Source organism: Bradyrhizobium sp. 604_D8_N2_3 (assembly GCF_051810765.1).
In the GTDB taxonomy this organism is placed as follows: domain Bacteria; phylum Pseudomonadota; class Alphaproteobacteria; order Rhizobiales; family Xanthobacteraceae; genus Bradyrhizobium; species Bradyrhizobium barranii.
Window position 1 is genome coordinate 579,637 of record NZ_JBPWPM010000001.1, and the last position, 20,310, is coordinate 599,946.

General features: G+C 63.1%; 17 protein-coding genes, 1 tRNA gene and 1 pseudogene. 12 read left to right on the plus strand and 7 right to left on the minus strand.

Annotated elements, in window-relative coordinates; all coding sequences use genetic code 11:
* Together AB7245_RS02730 and AB7245_RS02735 are read right to left on the minus strand one after the other, a co-directional pair.
* Nucleotides 1–2,343, minus strand: coding sequence for a xanthine dehydrogenase family protein molybdopterin-binding subunit (locus AB7245_RS02730; protein WP_071908556.1), 2,343 nt, complete (start codon nucleotides 2,341–2,343; stop codon nucleotides 1–3).
* 85 nt (nucleotides 2,344–2,428) lie between these two features.
* Nucleotides 2,429–2,914 carry a (2Fe-2S)-binding protein gene (locus AB7245_RS02735; RefSeq protein ID WP_071908555.1) on the minus strand — a complete coding sequence of 162 codons (486 nt, stop codon included), beginning with the start codon at nucleotides 2,912–2,914 and terminating at the stop codon, nucleotides 2,429–2,431.
* Between the two features lie 341 nt (nucleotides 2,915–3,255).
* Here AB7245_RS02735 and AB7245_RS02740 point away from each other — a divergent pair, with 341 nt between their 5' ends.
* The 5 genes from AB7245_RS02740 to AB7245_RS02760 all read left to right on the plus strand — a co-directional run bounded on the left by AB7245_RS02740 (nucleotide 3,256) and on the right by AB7245_RS02760 (nucleotide 12,080).
* A complete protein-coding gene (locus AB7245_RS02740; RefSeq protein WP_439033857.1) occupies nucleotides 3,256–5,295 on the plus strand; it encodes a methyl-accepting chemotaxis protein in 2,040 nt (679 codons plus the stop codon).
* A 237-nt stretch (nucleotides 5,296–5,532) separates the two neighbouring features.
* Entirely contained in the window at nucleotides 5,533–7,566 is a 2,034-nt protein-coding gene (locus tag AB7245_RS02745) for a methyl-accepting chemotaxis protein (protein ID WP_439033858.1), read from the plus strand.
* 502 nt (nucleotides 7,567–8,068) lie between these two features.
* Nucleotides 8,069–9,556 carry an MFS transporter gene (locus tag AB7245_RS02750; RefSeq protein ID WP_439035692.1) on the plus strand — a complete coding sequence of 496 codons (1,488 nt, stop codon included), beginning with the start codon at nucleotides 8,069–8,071 and terminating at the stop codon, nucleotides 9,554–9,556.
* 3 nt (nucleotides 9,557–9,559) lie between these two features.
* On the plus strand, nucleotides 9,560–10,381 hold the full coding sequence (otsB, locus tag AB7245_RS02755; RefSeq protein ID WP_063980508.1) for a trehalose-phosphatase: 822 nt from the start codon (nucleotides 9,560–9,562) through the stop codon (nucleotides 10,379–10,381).
* A gap of 235 nt (nucleotides 10,382–10,616) precedes the next feature.
* Nucleotides 10,617–12,080: a trehalose-6-phosphate synthase gene (locus AB7245_RS02760; RefSeq protein WP_085403638.1), complete on the plus strand. Its 1,464-nt coding sequence runs from the start codon at nucleotides 10,617–10,619 to the stop codon at nucleotides 12,078–12,080.
* 37 nt (nucleotides 12,081–12,117) lie between these two features.
* Here the strand turns inward: AB7245_RS02760 and AB7245_RS02765 are convergent, their stop codons facing one another.
* Nucleotides 12,118–12,459 carry a hypothetical protein gene (locus AB7245_RS02765; RefSeq protein ID WP_071908548.1) on the minus strand — a complete coding sequence of 114 codons (342 nt, stop codon included), beginning with the start codon at nucleotides 12,457–12,459 and terminating at the stop codon, nucleotides 12,118–12,120.
* Between the two features lie 196 nt (nucleotides 12,460–12,655).
* On the opposite strand from AB7245_RS02765, the gene AB7245_RS02770 reads away from it, so the two are divergent.
* Nucleotides 12,656–12,745 (plus strand) — tRNA-Ser (locus AB7245_RS02770).
* 95 nt (nucleotides 12,746–12,840) lie between these two features.
* On the plus strand, nucleotides 12,841–13,065 hold the full coding sequence (locus AB7245_RS02775) for a DUF6538 domain-containing protein (RefSeq protein WP_439033859.1): 225 nt from the start codon (nucleotides 12,841–12,843) through the stop codon (nucleotides 13,063–13,065).
* Nucleotides 13,066–13,087: 22 nt separating this feature from the next.
* Here AB7245_RS02775 and AB7245_RS02780 read toward each other — a convergent pair whose 3' ends face one another.
* Entirely contained in the window at nucleotides 13,088–14,644 is a 1,557-nt protein-coding gene (locus tag AB7245_RS02780) for an ISL3 family transposase (protein WP_135217323.1), read from the minus strand.
* Nucleotides 14,645–14,786: 142 nt separating this feature from the next.
* On the opposite strand from AB7245_RS02780, the gene AB7245_RS02785 reads away from it, so the two are divergent.
* The 4 genes and pseudogenes from AB7245_RS02785 (at nucleotide 14,787) to AB7245_RS02800 (ending at nucleotide 17,188) form a co-directional block, all read left to right on the plus strand.
* Nucleotides 14,787–15,818 (plus strand): IS110 family transposase, encoded by a 1,032-nt coding sequence (locus tag AB7245_RS02785; protein ID WP_439033860.1) that lies wholly within the window; start codon nucleotides 14,787–14,789, stop codon nucleotides 15,816–15,818.
* Nucleotides 15,819–16,143: 325 nt separating this feature from the next.
* Nucleotides 16,144–16,578 (plus strand): type II RES/Xre toxin-antitoxin system antitoxin, encoded by a 435-nt coding sequence (gene parS / locus AB7245_RS02790; protein WP_439035693.1) that lies wholly within the window; start codon nucleotides 16,144–16,146, stop codon nucleotides 16,576–16,578.
* Nucleotides 16,575–16,774, plus strand: a pseudogene (locus AB7245_RS02795) (RES family NAD+ phosphorylase); the annotation flags it as partial. The gene parS and the pseudogene AB7245_RS02795, both read left to right, overlap by 4 nt.
* Nucleotides 16,775–16,804: 30 nt before the next feature.
* Nucleotides 16,805–17,188, plus strand: coding sequence for a helix-turn-helix domain-containing protein (locus AB7245_RS02800; protein WP_439035694.1), 384 nt, complete (start codon nucleotides 16,805–16,807; stop codon nucleotides 17,186–17,188).
* A 410-nt stretch (nucleotides 17,189–17,598) separates the two neighbouring features.
* Here AB7245_RS02800 and AB7245_RS02805 read toward each other — a convergent pair whose 3' ends face one another.
* Genes AB7245_RS02805 through AB7245_RS02815 form a run of 3 tightly spaced genes read right to left on the minus strand, consistent with a single transcriptional unit; the run spans nucleotide 17,599 to nucleotide 19,187 of the window.
* Nucleotides 17,599–18,336, minus strand: a complete 738-nt coding sequence (locus AB7245_RS02805; RefSeq protein WP_439033861.1) for an SOS response-associated peptidase — start codon at nucleotides 18,334–18,336, stop codon at nucleotides 17,599–17,601.
* A gap of 2 nt (nucleotides 18,337–18,338) precedes the next feature.
* Nucleotides 18,339–18,788, minus strand: a complete 450-nt coding sequence (locus AB7245_RS02810; protein ID WP_439033862.1) for a hypothetical protein — start codon at nucleotides 18,786–18,788, stop codon at nucleotides 18,339–18,341.
* Nucleotides 18,789–18,818: 30 nt separating this feature from the next.
* Nucleotides 18,819–19,187: a hypothetical protein gene (locus tag AB7245_RS02815; RefSeq protein ID WP_439033863.1), complete on the minus strand. Its 369-nt coding sequence runs from the start codon at nucleotides 19,185–19,187 to the stop codon at nucleotides 18,819–18,821.
* 168 nt (nucleotides 19,188–19,355) lie between these two features.
* On the opposite strand from AB7245_RS02815, the gene AB7245_RS02820 reads away from it, so the two are divergent.
* Nucleotides 19,356–20,282 (plus strand): Ku protein, encoded by a 927-nt coding sequence (locus tag AB7245_RS02820; protein ID WP_439033864.1) that lies wholly within the window; start codon nucleotides 19,356–19,358, stop codon nucleotides 20,280–20,282.
* The last annotated feature ends 28 nt before the right edge of the window (nucleotides 20,283–20,310 follow it).

The following is a 20,310-nucleotide window of genomic DNA, read 5'->3' on the forward strand; positions in this document are numbered from 1 at the left end:
TCAGGCCGCGTGGATCGTGCGCCACACCCGATCCGGGGTTGCGGGCATTTCCAGGTTGTTCTTGCCGATCGCATCCGTGATCGCATTGATCACGGCCGCAGAGGCGCCGATCGCGCCGGCCTCACCGCAGCCCTTGATGCCCAGGGGATTGCCCGGGCACAGCGTCGTGGTGTGGGAGAGATTGAACGAGGGCAGGTCGTCGGCGCGCGGCATGGAGTAGTCCATGAACGAGGCCGTGACGGGCTGGCCGTTGGCATCGTAGATGGCGTGCTCGAGCAGCGCCTGCCCGATGCCCTGGGCAAGGCCGCCATGGACCTGTCCCTCGACGATCATCGGGTTGATCAGCCGGCCGAAATCGTCAGCCGCGACGAAGTTGATGAAGGAGGTCTTGCCCGTGCCGGGATCGACCTCGAGCTCGCAGATGTAGGCGCCGGCCGGGAAGGTGAAGTTGGTCGGATCGTAGAAGGCGCTTTCCTTCAGGCCCGGCTCCATCCCGTCAGGCAGATTGTGCGCGGTGTAGGCCGCGAGCGCGACCATCGGGAAGGCGATCGCCTTGTCGGTGCCGGCGACCTTGAACTCGCCGTTCTCGATGACGATGTCACCCTCGGACGCTTCGAGCGCATGCGCTGCAATCTTCTTGGCCTTGGACTCCATCTTCTCCATCGCCTTCAGGATCGCGGTGAGACCGACGGCCGCGGAGCGCGAGCCGTAGGTGCCCATGCCGAACTGCACCTTGTCGGTGTCGCCATGGACGATCGAGACCTGGCTGATGGGAACGCCCAGGCGCTCCGCGACGAGCTGGCAGAACGTGGTCTCGTGACCCTGGCCGTGGCTGTGCGAGCCCGTCAGGATCTCGATGGTGCCGACCGGGTTGACCCGCACTTCGGCGGATTCCCATAAGCCGACGCCGGCGCCGAGGCTGCCGACGGCCTTCGACGGCGCGATGCCGCAGGCCTCGATGTAGCAGGACACGCCGATGCCGCGCAGCTTGCCGTCCGCCTTCGCCTTGGCCTTGCGGGCTGCGAAGCCGGCATAGTCGATCGCCTTCATCGCGGCGTCGAGCGAGGCGTTAAAGTCGCCGGTGTCATAGGCCATGATGACAGGCGTCTGGTGCGGGAACTGGGTGATGAAGTTGCTCCGGCGCAGTGCTGCCGGATCGACCTTGAGCTGCCGCGCCGCCGTCTCCATCAACCGTTCGATCAAATAGCTCGCCTCGGGGCGGCCTGCGCCGCGATAGGCGTCGACCGGCGTGGTGTTGGTGTAGACCCCGACCACCTCGGCATGGATCGCCGGGATGTTGTACTGGCCCGACAGCAGCGTGGCGTAGAGATAGGTCGGGACCGACGAGGAAAACAGCGACATGTAGGCGCCGAAATTGGCGTAGGTCTTCACCTTCAAGCCGGTGATCTTGTTGTTGGCATCGAACGCCATCTCAGCATGGGTGACGTGGTCGCGGCCATGCGCATCGGTGAGGAAGGCCTCGGTGCGGTCGCCGGTCCATTTTACCGGACGGCCGACCTTCTTCGAGGCCCACAGCGCCACCATCTCCTCGGGATAGATGAAGATTTTTGAGCCGAAGCCGCCGCCGACGTCGGGGGCGATCACGCGCAGCTTGTGCTCGGGAGCGATGTTGTAGAACGCCGACAGCACGAGGCGGGCGACGTGAGGGTTCTGCGAGGTCGTATAGAGCGTGAAGTGCTCTTCCGCCGCGTCATAGTCGGCGATCGCCGCGCGCGGCTCCATCGCGTTCGGGGCGAGGCGGTTGTTGGTGACGTCGAGCTTGACCACATTGGCGGCCTTGGCGAAGGCGGCATCCGTCGCGCCCTCGTCGCCGATCACCCAGTCATAGACCTGGTTGCCGGGGGCTTCGGGGTGAAGCTGGGCTGCGCCGGCCTTGATCGCGGCATGGATATCGGCGACTGCCGGCAGCTCTTGATAATCCACGACCACGGCTTCGGCCGCGTCGCGCGCGAGGTTCTTGCTGTCGGCGATCACGACCGCGACGGCCTGACCGACGAAGCGCACGGTTTCCGGCGCCATCGCCGGCCATGCGCCCATCTTCATCGGGCTGCCGTCCTTGGAGGTGATGGCCCAGCCGCAGATGAGATTGCCGACCTTGTCGTCGACGATCTGCTGTCCCGTGAGCACGGCGACCACGCCCGGCATGTTGAGCGCGGCGGATGAATCGATCTTCTTCACCTTGGCATGCGCATGCGGGCTTCTGATGAAATGGGCATGGGTCATGCCCTGCAATTTGATGTCGTCGACGTAACGGCCTTTGCCGGTAATGAAACGCTTGTCTTCCTTGCGCACGACGCGCGCGCCGATGCCTTCAACACCCATGTCTGGTCCTCCCGACCGGAAGTTTCTTTGACTGCGCTTTCCCTCGAAAGCGGCAGCGGTGGTTCTTTATTCGAGGCGCGCCGATTTACTCGGCCGCCTGCGAGACCTTCATGCGCCCGGCTGCGTCCAGCACGGCCTTGACGATGTTGTGGTAGCCGGTGCAGCGGCAGATATTGCCTTCGAGCTCTTGGCGCACGGTGGGCTCGTCGAGCTGGCCGCCATGGCGGTGCACGATGTCGATCGCCGACATGATCATGCCCGGCGTGCAATAGCCGCATTGCAGGCCGTGATTGTCGCGGAAGGCGGCCTGCATAGGGTGCAGCTCGTCGCCCTTGGCGATGCCTTCGATGGTGGTGACGCTGGCGCCGTCGGCCTGGCCCACCAGCATGGTGCAGGATTTCACCGCCCGGCCGTCCACGTGTACGACGCAGGCGCCGCACTGGCTGGTGTCGCAGCCGACATGGGTCCCGGTGAGATTGAGGTGATCCCGCAGGAGCTGGACCAGCAGCGTGCGGTCCTCGACGTCGACGGCAACGGCCTTGCCGTTCACCGTCAGTTTGACTGTAGACACGGAACATACCTCCCCGGATTGATTTTGATTGTTTCTAATTAGAGACCGCCGCCCCCTGACATTGCAACTAGGATTTTGGTCACGCCGGTCATGGAAAAGTCATCGATCCTGACGAGCGGGCAATGACTTGGGCCGGCGAAGCGGGTCGACCGCCGCAAAATGGTCGGCCCAAGTGGGATGCCAGCCGTCATCCCATCCGGCCGGCTTTTGGCCGACAAAGCCGGAAATTGCGCAGGTGCGGCGAATTTACCGCCCTTTATCCATTCTGCCCTAGTTTTGCGCATCCGGGTCTGGAGGCGGGGCGCCTCCGGATCACGGCTGAATAGAAAATGGGGGTTGGAATGTCCGGGCGTATCGCGTCGCCGTCGAAGCGTACAATATTTCCGACCCTCCGGTTCCGCGCCAAGATCATCCTCGGCTTCGCCGCGGTGCTGGTGATCTCCGCCGGCAGCATGGCTTTCTCTTATTTCGGCTTCGAGCGGGTCTCGGCCGGGGTCGGGTCCTACCGCAGCAGCGTCACCGAGGCCGATCTCGCCCGCAACATCGACCGCGAGCTGCTCGCCTACCGCTCGGCCGTCCGTTATTTCGTCGTCACCGGCAAGGAGGACGATGCCAAGGCAGCGCTGGACGCCGAGACCGGCCTGAAGAGCGCCATCGATCAGGCGGTCAAGAGTGCCCAGAAGCCGGCGCGGCAGGAGGGCCTCAACAAGCTCGCCAAGGAATTCTCCAACTTCTCTGCGACCTTCGCAAAGGTCCTCCAGGCCAAGCGCGACAGCGCGCTGCTGGTGCAGAACCAGCTGACGCGCCAAGCCAATCTCCTGAAGTACAAGCTTGACGATATCGGCAACAACGCCTCCGATTCCGAGGCGCAGTCGATCGAGTTCGGCACCAAGCAGGTCAACGCCCAGTTCCAGACCGCGAGCGCCGCAGCCACCAATTTCGTGCTGACGTCCGACCAGGCGATCGCGACCAGCGCGCTGGCGCGGCTGAAATTCGTCGAGAACTCGCTCGGCGCGGTCTATTCCATGGACGACAAGATCGTCGCCGGCCTGAAGGACGCCAAGACCATCCTCGTGGCCTATCGCGAAGCGCTGGAGAAGCTGATCGCGAATGCCAAGATGGTCGACGAACTCGTCACCGAGATGAGCGGTTCGGCCGGCGCGATCCTGCAAGGCGCCACCGCCATGAAGGCGGACCTCGTCGCCGAACAGCAGCGGCTGGAATCGGAGTCGGAAGCGACCATCGGGCAGACCGAGCATCTGGTGCTGATGCTGGCCGTCGGCGGCACGCTGCTCGGCGCGATCCTCGCCTTCCTGCTCGGCACCGGCATCTCGCGTCCGATGATCGCGATGTGCAAGGCGATGCGCGAGCTCGCGTCGGGCAATTTCGACGTCGTGCTGCCGGGCCTCGGCCGCAAGGACGAGATCGGCGAGATGGCCGGCGCGGTCGAGGAATTCAAGGTTCAGGCCGTGGCCAAGGCCGAGCGCGACGCCGCCGCCAGCGAAGCCCAGAACAAGGAACTGGCCACCGCACGCCGTTCCGAGCTGATTCGCTTCGCCGATGATTTTGAAAGCGCGGTCGGTGCCATCGTGTCGAACGTGTCGGCTTCCGCCGTGCAGCTCGAATCGGCGGCTTCCACACTGACCCGAACCGCCGAAACCACGCAGACCCTGTCGAGCCAGGTTGCCGGCGTGTCCGAGCAGGCCTCCAGCAACATGCAGTCGGTCGCAACCGCGACGGAAGAGCTTTCGGCCTCCGTCGAGGAGATCGGCCGCCAGGTCCGCGATTCCAGCCGCATTGCCGAAGCTGCGGTGGTCCAGGCCAAGGAAACCGACGGCCGGATCGGCAAGCTCTCGCACGCCGCCCAGCAGATCGGCGAAGTGGTTAAGCTGATCACCGCGATCGCCGAGCAGACCAATCTTCTGGCGCTCAACGCCACCATCGAGGCGGCGCGCGCGGGCGAGGCCGGCCGCGGCTTTGCCGTGGTCGCCAGCGAAGTGAAGTCGCTGGCCAGCCAGACCGCGAAGGCCACCGACGAGATTTCCTCGCACATCGCGGGCATGCAGGGTGCGACGGCCGAGTCGGTCGCCGCGATCAAGGAGATCGGCGCCACCATCGGCAAGATCTCGTCGATCTCGACCTCGATCGCGAGCGCGGTGGAAGAGCAGGGCGCCGCGACGCAGGAGATTGCCCGCAGCGTCCAGACCGTCGCGCAGGGCACCCAGACCGCCGCCACCGACATCGGCCAGGTCAACCGTGGCGCCGCCGAAACCGGCTCGGCCTCGGAGGAGGTCCTGAATTCGGCCAAAACCCTGTCCAGCGAAAGCACCCGCCTGCGCGCCGAGCTCGATCGCTTCATGGGGAATATCCGGGCGGCGTAGCTGCGCTACGCCTGAGGCCCTCGCGGCCGCGCCATCCTCCGCTGTCGTCCCGGCGAACCTCGCTACGCTTGTGCGGGATGACGAGCGGAGAGGACCTGGGCCCGCGTCACCGAACCGCAAGTTGCGGTGCCCCACATTTACCGCCGCTTATCCTTTGCACTCTACCGTGCTCACGAGTCAGGAAGCGGGCTGCTTCCGGGCTGCGCCTAGTTTTCCGCGAATGGAATGGGGTGGGGAATGCCCGTCAAGTCGACGCCGAACACATCGAAGCTCTTCACCCTGCGTTTTCGTGCAAAAATCATCCTCGGCTTCGTGGCGGTGCTGGCCATCCTCGCCGTCAGCATGGCTTTCGCCTATTTCGGCTTCGAGCGGATCCAGGCCGCCGTGGCCTCCTACCGGGCCAGCGTGTCGGAAGCGGACCTCGCGCGGACCGTGGACCGCGAGCTGATCGCCTATCAGGGACTGGCGCGGGCCTATACGCTGACGGGCGCGACCGATGACGAGACCGCGGCCAAGGCCGCCGAAGAGAATCTGAAGGGCGCGATCGCCAAGTCGGTGGCGGCCACGACCAGCGCGGCGCGCCGCGAGCAGGTCGGCAAGCTCGAGGCCGAATTCCAGCGCTTCACCAAGGTGTTCGGTGAGATCATCACGCTGACGCGCGAGAACAACAAGATCGCCGCCGACGAGCTCAACAGCGTCGGCAACAAGATCCGTTTCAAGTTCGACGATCTCGCCGATACGGCCGCGCTGGCGGGCCTGAACTCGGTTCAGACCACCGCCAAGGACGTCACCTCGCAATATCTCGCGGTCTCCACCTCGGTCAGCGCCTTCGTCGCCAAGCCGGAGCCGAAGACCGCCGACGGCGTGATCGCCCGCATCAAGTTTTTGGAGACCCTGCTGGTCTCGATCTATGCCAATGACCAGAAGATCACCGACCGCGTCACCGAGATCGGCAACCTGCTGAAGCAGTACCGCACCTCTTTCTCGAAGCTGACCGAGAACGTGAAGATCATCGTCAAGTTGAACGGCGAGATGACCAAGACGGCGGCGGGCATTCTCAAGCTCTCGGCCGAGTTGCGGTCCGATCTGACCTCGGATCAGCAGCGCATCGAAGCGAGCGCCAACTCCACCATCACCGAGACCGAACGGCTGATGCTGATGATGGCGCTCGGCGGCCTCGCCATTGGCGCCGTGCTGGCCCTGATGCTCGGCAACGGCATCTCGCGTCCGATGATCGCGATGTGCAAGGCGATGCGCGAGCTTGCGTCCGGCAATTTCGACGTCGTGCTGCCGGGCCTGGGCCGCAAGGACGAGATCGGCGAGATGGCTGGCGCGGTCGAGGAATTCAAGGTTCAGGCCGTCGCGAAAGCCGAGCGCGACGCCGCCGCCAGCGAAGCCCAGAACCGGGAGCAGGCCGCAAGCCGCCGCTCCGAGCTGATTCGCTTTGCCGACGATTTCGAGAGCGCCGTCGGCGCCATCGTCTCCAACGTCTCGGCCTCGGCCGTGCAGCTCGAATCGGCGGCCTCCACGCTGACCCGCACCGCCGAGACCACGCAGAGCCTGTCGAGCCAGGTCGCCGGTGTCTCCGAGCAGGCCTCCAGCAACATGCAGTCGGTCGCAACCGCCACCGAAGAGCTCTCGGCCTCGGTCGAGGAGATCGGCCGCCAAGTCCGCGATTCCAGCCGAATCGCAGAAAATGCCGTGGTGCAGGCGAAGGAAACCGACGGCCGCATCGGAAAACTCTCCCATGCCGCGCAGCAGATCGGCGAAGTCGTCAAGCTGATCACGGCGATTGCCGAGCAGACCAATCTTCTTGCGCTCAACGCCACCATCGAGGCGGCGCGCGCGGGTGAGGCCGGCCGCGGCTTCGCAGTGGTCGCCAGCGAAGTGAAGTCGCTGGCCAGCCAGACCGCGAAGGCGACCGACGAAATCTCCTCCCACATTACGGGGATGCAGGGCGCGACCGCCGAGTCGGTCGCCGCGATCAAGGAGATCGGCGCGACCATCGGCCAGATCTCGTCGATCTCGACGTCGATTGCGAGCGCCGTCGAGCAGCAGGGCGCCGCAACGCAGGAAATCGCGCGCAGCGTCCAGACCGTTGCGCAGGGCACCCAGACCGCAGCCACCGACATCGGCCAGGTCAACCGCGGCGCCGCCGAAACCGGTTCAGCCTCGGAAGAGGTGCTGAACTCGGCCAAAACGCTGTCATCCGAAAGCACGCGCCTGCGCGCCGAGCTCGATCGCTTCATGGGCAATATCAGGGCCGCGTAAGGCTCGCCGCGCGTCAGGCGCTTGGCGCTTGAAGACCTCGCTATCGCCTCATACTCCGCTGTCGTCCCGGACAAGCGCGCCCTTAGGCGCGCGCCGATCCGGGATCCATACTCCCAGCGGATAGTTGAGACGGACGGTGGTAACTCCAAGTCTTCGCCAAACCACTCCCTGTGGTTATGGTCCCGGATCTGCGCTTCGCTTGTCCGGGACGACGGGGGGTAAAGAGCGCGAGTCTCACTCCCTCCCGAACGTCCGCTTCAACTCCACCTTCGCGCGCTCCAGGTTTTGCGCGAATGTGTCGTCTTTCTGACGTGAGCCATGCGTCAACTCCCAGCGGCTCCATCGGAAACGGACGATCCCAAGCGCTGTTCCCGCGGGAACCCGCCTTTGCCGCAGGCGTTGTCGCAGGTGGCAGGCGGAATGCCGCACCTCCATGATCGGAACGCCCCCGTCCACACCATGTGAACCGGGGCCGCTTCCATTGGTTAGACCCAGCAACGCGATGGAATTGCAGCAAAGCCCAGCGCTGAATTATGGACCTGCAGTCTCTGCGGCGGTCGCGGATGACCGCATCATCGAGACCAGCATTCCCGCGCGGCTCGATGCGCTGCCGTGGAGCGGCTTTCATACCCGCGTCGTGCTGGCGCTCGGGATCACCTGGATCCTCGACGGGCTCGAGGTGACGCTGGCCGGCGCGCTCTCCGGCGCGTTGAAGCAGAGTCCGTCGCTGCAATTCTCCAATCTCGATCTCGGTATCGCCAATTCCGCGTATCTTGCCGGTGCGGTGCTCGGCGCGCTCGGCTTCGGCTGGCTCACCGACCGCATCGGCCGCAAGAAGCTGTTCTTCATCACACTGGCGCTTTATCTCTCCGCGACCGCCGCGACCGCCTTGTCGTGGAATGTCGCGAGTTACGCGCTGTTTCGTTTTCTCACCGGCGCCGGCATCGGCGGCGAATACACTGCGATCAACTCGACGATCCAGGAACTGGTGCCGGCGCGCTATCGCGGCTGGACCGACCTCGTCATCAACGGCAGTTTCTGGATCGGCGCGGCGATGGGCGCGGTGGCGGCCATCGTGCTGCTCGATCCCGCATTGATCGGTCCCGATCTCGGCTGGCGCCTCGCCTATCTCATCGGCGCGACCCTTGGCCTCGTCGTGCTGTTGATGCGGATGTGGATTCCGGAGAGCCCGCGCTGGCTGATGATCCACGGCCGGCCCGACCAGGCCCACGCCATCGTGGACGAGATCGAGCGCTCTGTGATCGGGCATGACCGGCATGCGAGCGATGGCCGCTTCACGAAAATACGCCTGAAGATGCGCGACCACACTCCGATCAGGGAGGTCGTGCACACGCTGTTCTTCGTCTATCGTCAGCGCTCCCTGGTCGGCCTCGTGCTGATGAGCGCGCAGGCGTTCTTCTACAACGCGATCTTCTTCACCTTCGCGCTGGTGCTGACCGACTTCTACGGCATCAGCGCCGAGCATGTCGGCTGGTATCTCCTGCCGTTCGCCGCCGGCAACTTCCTCGGGCCGCTGCTGCTCGGCCGCCTGTTCGACACGCTCGGCCGCCGCGTCATGATCACGTTTACCTACGGCGTATCGGGCGTGCTGCTGGCGCTCTCGGGCTATCTGTTCTCGATCGGCGCGCTGAGCGCGCAGGGGCAGACCATTGCCTGGATGGTGATCTTCTTCTTTGCCTCGCCCGCCGCGAGCGCCGCCTACCTGACCGTCAGCGAGACGTTCCCTCTGGAAGTGCGCGCGCTGGCGATTGCGGTGTTCTACGCAATCGGCACCGGCATCGGCGGCGTGATCGGGCCCGCGCTGTTCGGCGCGCTGATCGACACGGGATCACGCACCAGCGTGTTCGCGGGCTATTTGCTGGGGGCCTTCCTGATGATCGTGGCTGCGATCGTGGCGTGGCGCTACGCCGTCGCCGCGGAACGCAAATCGCTCGAACAAATCGCGCGGCCGCTTGCCTTTATGGAGTAGACTATGAAATCGGAGCTCGCGGAATTGGATCAGAAGCGCCCCATGGTTGACGAAGAAGCGCCCGACGCGGTGCCGGTGCCGCATGCGCTCGTGCCGCATCTCGGCGAGACCGCGATCCTGCTCGACATCGACGGCACGCTGCTCGACCTGATGCCGACGCCGCGCGAGGTGTGGGTGCCGCCGGGCCTGTCGGAAACGCTGAACCTGTTGACCGAGCGCACGTCCGGCGCGCTGGCGATGGTCAGCGGCCGTTCGCTCAACGACATCGACCTGATCTTCGCACCCGACGTGTTTCGCGCGGTCGCCGGTCACGGCGCGGAAATGCGCCTGTCGGTGGGCAATGAGGCCGACGACGTGCATGCGCCGCCGATGGACAAGGAGCTGAAGCGTCGCCTGGCTGCGATTGCAAAGCTCAGCCCCGGCATTCTACTCGAGGACAAGGGCTATTCGCTGGCGCTGCATTATCGTCTCGCGCCGCATGCGGAGAAGGCGATCTTCGAAGCCGTCTCGCTGATCCGCGCCGATCTGCCCAATGCGCCGATCGAGGTGCTGCCCGGCAAGTTCGTTTGCGAGATCAAGCATTCCGGCTTCACCAAGGCCACCGGCGTGCGCGAATTGATGAAGCATGAGCCCTTCAAAGGGCGCCGTCCGATCTTCATTGGCGACGACGTTACCGATGAGACCGTGTTCGCGATCATGCCCGACATGAACGGGCTGTCCTTCTCGGTCGGTCGCCGCGCCATCGGCGTCAACGGCCATTTCGATGAGCCGAAGGATGTGCGCGCGTTCCTCGCGCGTCTGCTCGACGACACAAGGTTGGAATAAGGCACCGACACCTCGGGGCCACATTGTCGCTCGCGTCGTTCGCTTGCGCGCGCAATTCATGCTGGGCAACACAGTCACGAAAACTGACTTTGTTGAGCGAAACCGCCGGGTTCCCAGCAGAAAAACTGGTTCCAACGCATGTGCCTGATTTTGGTTTCATTTCGTACAAATGATGGACAGGAACCATATTGATGAACAGCAGTTAAACGGGTTGGAATGAAGGAGGGGACGACCTGTGAATTTAGTCGTCGTTTCAAATCGAGTTGCGCGCGGTAAACCCAACGAGCCGATGACGGGCGGCTTGGCTGCGGCATTGCTTCCCGTGGTGGAACATTCGGGTGCTATCTGGGTGGGTTCGTCGGGCCGTGTGCGCGACGGCCATCAGAAGGAACCGTTCGCCGAGATCGAAGCGCTTGGGTCGGGTGCGATAGCGACGCTGGATCTGCCGGCGGCGCATTACGGCGGCTATTACGAAGGTTTTGCCAATTCGGCGCTGTGGCCGGCGCTGCATTCGCGCAGCGATCTGATCCGCGTCTCGCGCGACGACTATGTCAGCTATCGCGAGGTCAACGCCTTCATGGCGCGCGCCTTGATGCGCTTCCGGAAAGCGAAAACGGCGTTCTGGGTGCAGGATTATCATTTCCTCGCGCTCGGCGCGGAGCTGCGCGATCTCGGCGTCGATGATCCGATCGGCTTCTTCCTGCACACGCCGTGGCCGGTCGTCGCGGTGATGCAGGGCGTGCCCAATCATCGCGAACTGATCACGGCGATGCTGGCCTACGATCTGCTCGGCTTCCAGACCAATGAGGATTGCCAGAATTTCCTCGGCTATGTCGCGAGTGAACTCGGTCTCGCCGTCGAAGACGGCGTCGCGATCTCGCAGCATGGCCGTACGCGTTGCGAGGTCTTTCCGATCGGCATCGATGCGGAAAAGTTCGCGGCTTACGCGGCGAAATCGGCCTCGCATCCCGACGTGTCGCGGCTGCGCCGCAGTCTCAACGGCGAGCGGCTCGCGATCGGCGTCGACCGGCTCGACTATTCCAAGGGTCTCGTCAATCGCATCAGCGCGTTCGACCGGCTCTGGACCGAGCATCCGCAGTTTGCGCGCAGCATCTCGCTGCTCCAGATCGCCAACCCCTCGCGCGGTGCGATCGAGGCCTATGGCAATCTCCAGAACGAGGTCGCGCGTCTCGTCAGCGACGTCAACGGCCGCCACGGCGAGGTCGACTGGACGCCGATCCGCTACCTGAACAAGGGTTTCAGCCAGGCCGTGCTTGCGGGTCTCTACCGCACCGCGCAGATCGGCGTGGTGACGCCGCTGCATGACGGCATGAATCTCGTCGCCAAGGAATATGTCGCCGCGCAGAACCCGGCCGATCCCGGCGTGCTGGTGCTGTCGAAGTTCGCCGGCGCCGCCAACGAGCTCGAAACGGCGCTGCTGGTCAATCCGCACGATATCGACGGCATGGCCCGCGCGATCGCGGTCGCGGCCGCGATGTCGCTCACCGAGCGCAAGATGCGCTGGGACGCGATGATGAAGACGCTGCGCGGCCACACCATCCAGCAGTGGTCCGCCGACTTCGTTGCCGAGCTGGAGAAGTGCCGGACCGAGAAGGCCGTCGTCGCGCCGCTCGAGACCCAGCCGCCGCAGGCGCTACGCTGGCTGAAGTCGGCGATATCAGGTGTAAGGTTGATTTAAGCTCTCTTGCTCTCCCCGTTCTCGCGGGGAGAGGCGCTCAATAACAATACGACACCCCGTCCAGAATCGCGCATTGCCGCTTGTTCGGCGCGTTGGGATCGTCCAGCGGCACCATGCCCTTGCCCTGGCCGACGAACACGCCGGGTCCGACATGCACCGAGCTCTTGTTGCCGATGATCACGCTCGGATGCGGCGAGGCGCTCGAGCGCGTCCCGTCCGGCCAGATGATGGCATCGCCCGAAAGCACGCCGCGCCGCCCGTCGTCGCAACTCACGTCGACGCCCTGCCGGGTGCAGACCTGTGCGGCGGCCGGCACGGCGAAGGCGGAGCCAAGGGCCGAAATCAGGCCCAGCGCGACGATGGTCTTTTGGATGGTCATGGCGTCCCCGGTCGTGTTTGGCGGTCTTGAGTGAATCGTCGCGCCAAACCCGCTTCCGGTTCAGCCATTGGGCGGTTCCGAGGCGCCAGCCGGCGCCAGATATTGTCTTTCAAATACAATATCTTACGGAAAATTCACCCGATTTACCCGCGGTCTCTTGCAAAATCATCGGCTCCCCTTCAAGAGAGGGCGCTCCGGAGAGATGGCCGAGTGGCTTAAGGCGCACGCTTGGAAAGCGTGTGTGCGGGAAACCGTACCGTGGGTTCGAATCCCACTCTCTCCGCCACCCTTGCAAGAAATCGCGGAAATCAGCCTGACCCTTGATCAGCAAGGGTTTTTTCGGACGGCCGACTGTGCTCTCGGTACACAAGGTCGGTACACATGGTCCACGCATTTGGCACTCCGAAGCGGAATCCGCAAAGCGGCGTCTTCTTCCTGCGCAAGCGCGTTCCAGACCGCCTGAGAAACGCGGTAGGCAAACGCGAGATCAAAATCTCCCTGCGAACCCGCGATCCGGACGTCGCTCGTATCCGTCATCTAGAGTGTCATTCGGCCTGCAATATTGACCCCCTAAGCCGGGGGATCGGCGTCCAAAATTGGCTCTGACGCAATTTTGGTGCAGCTCCGATTATTCTGCACCGATTAGCCTGGCCTGAAGGAGATCGATTTTCCCGCGACCGTACATCTGCCTTCTCACGAGCTTGAGGCGGGTGATCTGACCTTCAGTCTGTCCGTTGGACCAGGGCGAAGTGATTGCCGCCCGAACCGCCGCTTCATCCTTCGTGACGCCGCTGGCGAAGGAAGTCACGAGACTGGCGCGGGCGCGGTCGATCCACGGCGTGAGCCCTGCTTCGGCTCTGCGCCGGATCATCAAGTGGAATTCGGCGATGATCTCGCGAGCCTCGACCAAGGATGGTACGCCAGCTTCGATTGCCGCGACCGTGACGGTCTCTGCTTTCGTGAGCAGATCTCCGCCGATTGTCATGAGGCGCGCGATCGTTCTGGCCGATGGAATCCGCTGAAGGTTTCGTGCGTCGGGCTTTTCAGCCCTTCGTCTGCGGGTCGCCCACTCGCTGATGACGCGGAGCGAGCCTCTGAAGCCACGCGCCGTTAAACGACGCCAAAGTTCAGCCCCGTTTCGGCAGCCGGACGCCCACTGATCGTCGAGCCACGGCAAGTGTAAGTCCAACGAACTTTGCCGGGTCCGGAAGACATCGTGTCGTTCGCCGCGAATCGCCTGCCGTACCAGCTGCCTGCTGTGACCAGTCTGACGCACGATCTGCTTGATAGGTATGCCATTCTTCGACAGAGCCAGGATAGCCGCATTGGTCTCCTCGCGGCGCAGATAACCCTCATACTGGATCCGCTCTGCGGCTGTTAGCAGCTTGGGATCAATCGTGGTCGCGCCGATCACTGTGCGTATCTGGCGCATCGATTTGCGAACGGCATCGAGGAAGGCCCGACTGGCGTTCTCCATCAGATGCCAACGATCTGCAACCTGTACCGCATGCGGTAAGGCTCTTGCTGTCGCTTCGCCATATCCCCCACCACGGTCACGGGCAACGATCGCGATCGTGGGATGAGCAGCGAGCCAGGCTTGGGCAGTTGCGGGCTCCCGATCCGGGAGCAGGGTGACTACTCGGCGCCGCTCCAGGTTGCAGATGATGCTGGCGTATCTGTGGTTGCGCCGCCAGGCCCAATCATCAATGCCGATAACCCTGAGCGGATCAGCTGGCGGACGGCTACGGCGTCGGACCACGCGAAGGAGCGTATCCTTGCTCACCGGCAGCATTAGCCGTTTTGCGAAGCCTGCTGCCGGTCGACCGCCAAGTGCCAGACCGAGGTGATGGACGATAGAGTCCAGCCTTGCCGTGCGTCGCGCCGACGGTGCCAGCACCCCTTCGGCGAAGCGCTCGGTGAAGATTTGGCGCCCGCATAGGACGGCGCCGCAACGGAAGCGACGAGCAATCACCAGAAGCTGTACGATCCGCCCCGAAAGGGGAAGATCAGTCACACGACGCCGGTATCGGCTATGGACGCGTCGGGAAACCGTTCCGCAAGATGGGCACAGACCAATGCTTCCCGACGCCCGGACCGCAATAACAGCCTTATCACCTTCGTAGTACGCACTCTCTACAACAAATCCACTCGGCACCAGACTGGAGCGCTGGAGTGCCTGCTGCATGGCGCTGATTCTCCCCCAAATCAAAGCGCCAGACATCCCTCGAACTGCATCAAAAGTGATGGTGTGGAACGGCCCTTCGAACCGGCATCAAAAGTGCCTAACGTGGTCGCGTTGAGAAGCGCCACAGAGGAAGGACCGTTTCATGGAGAAGCTCATCACAGTGGGTTTGGATTTGGCTAAGTCGATCTTTCAAGTTCACGGCGTCGGTGAAAATGGGGAAGTCTTGGTTCGCCGCACGTTGCGACGATCGCAGGTGCTGCCTTTCTTTCGAGGGCTCCCCTCCTGCTTGGTGGGTATGGAGGCCTGCGCAAGTGCACATCACTGGGCGCGCGAGATCGCGGCGCTGGGGCACTTGGTCCGCATGATGCCGCCAGCCTACGTGAAGCCCTACGTCAAACGAAACAAGACCGACATGGCGGATGCAGAAGCCATTTGTGAGGCGGTCACCCGTCCGACAATGCGGTTCGTACCCATGAAGACTGCCGAACAACAAGCGGCCGGCATGATCTTGCGCGCGCGAGAGATGCTGATGAGACAGCGGAGCCAGACCGCAAATGCTCTGCGAGCTCATATGGCCGAATTGGGCATTATCGCAGGGACAGGCATGGCGAGCGTCACGAAACTCCTGGGGCTGCTCCGGGACAGGGAAGACGATAGGATCCCCGCCACCGCCCGCTTTGCCCTGATCCACTTCGCTGAACAAATTGAGCTACTCACCGTCCGTATAGAGAAGCTTGATAAGGAGATTTTGGTTGCCGTCAGAAAGGACCCCGATGCCAGGCGCCTGATGAGCATTCCAGGTGTTGGTCCTCTCATCGCAGCTACCGTTCGGACATCGGTCTTGGATGCTCGCGGTTTTGCCACTGCACGAGATTTTGCAGCTTGGACGGGACTAACGCCGAGAGCACAGTCGAGCGGTGGGAAAGAAAGGCTTGGGGCGATATCAAAGCGCGGGAATCGGCAGCTACGGACGCTGTTAATCGTCGGTGCGACCTCTATCATCAAGCTGGCGAAGCGAGGCTTGAAAGTTCCGCTCTGGCTTCGGACTATGTTGCAAAGACGGCCGGTCAAAGTTGTATCGGTGGCGCTCGCCAACAAGATCGCGCGCACCATTTGGGCCTTGCTGGTCAGGGGCGGCGTGTATCAGGCGCCAGCCGCAATGCTGAAATCCTAAGCTTAAGAGCTCTCCGGCGGAAGAGGAAAGCTGCCGAGGAGGCGAGGTGCAAATCTGGATGAACCTCGAGTGACGACATTCCCGGCAGCAATCAGACCGCCTGACTCACTGCGCTTCGAGCGCGAGAAATTGATTGGGCGATTGCTTCCGCGGATATCATCGTGGCCAGCGGCCAGGTGCCGCGACTACAGGCCGAACATATGACCGCACCGTCATCCGTTGTTCAAACAGAGAAAGATCTTGCAGCCCGGGCCGTTCCACATATGAGTCAGAGCCAAATTTACAGGCCGATTGACAATCGGCTTCAAAGGGGCCAAGCACTGATCTGCAGAAGGTGGCCGATTTGCTCGGCGGGCCGCGCATCCTGTCGCGCCGCATCACAAGCACCCTCGACGCCCACGAACTGCTGCTGGACGGACTGCCAAGCTCCGCGCTGACCCACTTCGTCCGTCACCTCCTCTTCATTCAAACGGACTCGCTGGAAAAAGCCTTCGGAATGAGTCTTCGCACCTTTCAGCGACGCAAGGACGCTCCGGACAAGCCGCTCAGCCGGGAGCAAAGTGGGCGGACCTGGAAGTTTGCCGAAATCCTGGCCAAGGCCACGGACGGGTTCGGTTCGCAGGAAGAGGCAGAGCAGTGGCTCGAGCGTCCGGCCATCGGTCTTGACCAGCGCCGCCCGATCGACCTGCTTGCCACTCCAGCGGGCATCGAGCTCGTTGAACAATACCTCACACGCCTCGCACACGGCGTCTATGCATGACGCCTTCTGTTGAGCCATTCGGAGGCGGCAAGCTCATCGCTTGGCGCCTCGATCGGGCGCGCTTTGCGTCGTTAGTGGCGAAGACGCATTCCAGGTCGGCGGCCGGTGGAACGGCAAAAGCGTTCGCGTCGTGTATTGCGCGCTTGATCCAGCGACCGCGATCCTCGAAGTGGCGGTTCACAAAGGCTTCAAAGCCAGGCAGAGTTGGATGAGAAGGGACGAAAAAATGAGCCGAAATGAGCTTCGTCAGACCTCCGCCGGTGCGATCGGATCGGACAACGTGTTCGCCGATCTCGGTCTGCCAGACGCGGAAAATCGACTCCTGAAATCGAGACTCGTCGGCAAGATCGGCGAGGTTATCGAGAAGCGCGGTCTAACCCAAGCCGAGGCTGGCCGCATCATGGGTCTCCCCCAACCAAAGGTCTCGGAACTGCGCAACGGACGCGCCACCGACTATAGCCTCGAGCGCCTCTATCGACTGCTCAACAACCTCGGCGTCGGCGTGTCCGTCGTGTTGGAAGAGCTTCCCGACTGGACCAGGGGCGAGGTCTCGGTCCGTGAGTCCGAACCCGCTTCCGAGCGCGAGCCGTCCCACTCGATGGGGATGTGAGGTTGCCCTCATATCCCGTCTAGTCAGCGCGCTGCCGAACTCGATCACGCAGGCGAACATCGACGCCAGCCGATCCTGGGTGCAGCGGCGATTTCGGAATTTCGTCAGCTCGCACGCGAGCCCACACTAAAATACGGATAGCCGAAATATCGAAGAGGGGCAGCTGAAAGATCTTTTGGTCCATCCTGGATGCCGGCCTGCCGAGGTATCGGCGTTCGTCCTCAGCCCGAGACATCCGAAATGAAAAGCCCCGCCGTGCTGGCGGGGCTTTTTGCGTTTCAGGCTAAGGGACCCACTTTGCCCCGATTAGGGACCAACTTGTAGGGGACGCCTTATGGCGGGTGGCTTCGGCATAGTGCTCCGTCGCCGTCGGGACGGTTTCCATCTGGTCGGAGCGGACGGCAATGCGTCTAAATCTCCGGCGAAGCCGCGCCCGGGTCTTCCTTCTCCCCGGTGGCGACGATCTTGAGCGAACCGTCCGGAAGCGGCCGCTGCAGTGCTTTGGCTTCTTCCCAAGGGGCCTGCATCCATATGTCGTACTCTTCGGTCGTCGTAAGGACGACCGGCATTGCTTTGGGATGGACGAGCTTTACCTCGGCATTCGGCTCGCAGGTCAGAAAGCCGAAAACGTCGGCTGTGACCTCGCCTTCCTTCGCCTTGCGCACTGAAGTCCAGTTCGTCCAGATGCCTCCGAACGCGAGCAGCGGGCGGCTCTCATCCGGAGCAAACCACACTGGCGCCTTCTTGCCGTCGATGGTGTCGTATTCGCTGAAGCTGGTGAACGGCACCAGACAGCGATTGTCTGGCCCGAGCCATCGCTTCCAATGCTTGCTGCTGGTGTTGCGGATGTTGGTCGCACCGCTGTCCGGCTCCAGCCGCAGCAGCTCCTTGAAATCCACCGTCTTGCCCTTGGCGTCTAGTTTCTCTGCGCGTTTCCTCGTCGCGTCCATGAGCGCCTGCGCCGAAGAAGGCATGCCCCAACGTGCCATGACGAGCTCGCGTCCCTCGGCCCCGTTGCGAACGATCGGCGCTGGGTAGTCCGGGAAGATGCCCGGCATCGACGGCAGGTTTCCGACGCGGCTGTTCAGCGCCCCGAACAAGCGGCGGATCGCATCTACGTTTTTGGTCATCGAGTAGAGATTGCACACAGTCAGGTCTCCGGAACGGCCAGGCGGGAGCGCGATGCGAGTTGCAGAAGGGTAGCTGAAGGCCGGCGACCTGCTTTGCTACATTTGCTGCAGCGGAGGCGGCTCGCCAAGTCATGGACGAATGTGGTCGGTGGATGGCGCAGCGCCGCTAGGTCGACGTCTCGCCGGGTTTTGCACCGCGAGCACTCGATCTCAAGCCAGGCGTAACCGCCGTTGATGGCCTGATCGACGCTCGGCGATGGGTCGATAGGTCCTCCGTCGGCCCACATCTTCTCATTCCACGATTCGCAGAGCAGCTTGTCGGCCTGCCGGATGAGACCCTCGCCCTTGGCGCGGGCTTCGGCAGACTGGTCGGCGAGAATCGTCGTCATCGTGCGCGCCCTCCCCAATTCCTTGGTGAGCGCCTTGCGGTCGCCGCCGCTGAGCGGCGTCGGGTGATGTTTCGGTGCCATGGCAGCATCCAGTTCCGGCCGCGCCGGCGACTACTCGAACGCAGGCCAGCAGCCGTCTTCCTCGTGGCGCCCGGTCCGCTGCGTGCAGGTATTGTCCAAGAGCCGCCGCCCGACATCCTTCCAGAGCGCCTCACGACCATAGAGTCGGACGGCATCGACCTTCTGAATCTCGACAATCCTGGCGCAGCGCCGGCACCCCACCCTCAGAATATGTTGAGGAATTTGGCTCAGCCGCAGCGCCCCTCCAGAGGGGCCCGACCTGCTCTCTGCGCGAGGGTCGTCCAGAAGCGCCTGCCAGTATTCCGGCGGCAGATCAGCTTCCGGAGCCAATCCGGGCTCCCGAGGCACATTTCTCCCGACGAGAGCGGCCATCTTATCCATCTCCTTCGGGTTCGGCATGCGCCAGCTCGCGGGTCGGTCCGTCATGTCTCAATAGAACATAACAGGAACAAAAGAGTCGATAGCCGGCGTGAAAAATATCCACCTGTGGGCCCGTCCATGCTGTCGGAACCATGCCCTGCCGTTCGTCTTGAATCCGAGCCGTCCCGAACTGGAGTTCTGCGTAACATGGCCCCGAGAGCCAACTGGAAAGGCTTCTTGCGTCTGTCGCTCGTCACCTGTCCGGTGGCTCTCTACCCGGCGACATCGGAATCCGAAAAGATCTCGTTCAATCAACTCAATCGAGCGACCGGTCACCGGATCAAGTACGTGAAGGTCGATGCCGATACCGGAGACGAGGTCGCGAACGAGGACATCGTCAAGGGCTACGAACTCGACAAAGGGCAGTACATCGAGGTCACCAAGGAGGAGCTCGAGGAGCTGGCGCTGGAGTCGACGCGGACCATCGAGATCGACGAGTTCGTCGACAAGGCGGACATCGACCCGCGCTACCTGATCCGTCCGTACTACCTGCGTCCTGACGGCAAGGTCGGTCACGACGCCTTCGCGGTGATGAGGGAGACCATCCGGGAGATGGATAAGGTCGCGATCGGCCGCGTGGTTCTCACCAACCGCGAGCACATTATCGCGCTCGAGCCGTTGGAGAAAGGTCTCGTCGGTACGCTGCTGCGTTACCCCTACGAGGTCCGATCCGAGCAGGAGTACTTCGACGAGATCCAGGACGTCAAAGTCACCAAGGACATGCTCGACCTCGCAAGGCACATCGTTAACCAGAAGACGGGCACGTTCGACCCCGGAAAATTCGAGGATCATTACGAGACCGCGCTGGTCGACCTGATCAACCAGAAGCGTGCAGGCAAGACCATCCGCCCGAAGGAGCGGCCCAAAGGTGAAAACGTGGTCGATCTGATGGAGGCGCTGCGCCAAAGCGTCGGTCGGGAGGCTGCGCCGGCGAAGGCAGCGAAGCCCACCAAGAAGCCGCGCAGGGCGGCGGCGGGCCAGAAAGAGATGTTGATGCCGATCCAAGGCCAGAAGCCGGCGAAGGAAGCTGCGGCGAAGAAACCCGTGACGGGTCAGCGGCGGAAGTCGGCTTAGGCGGTTGATGTCCGGGGCACCGCGGTGC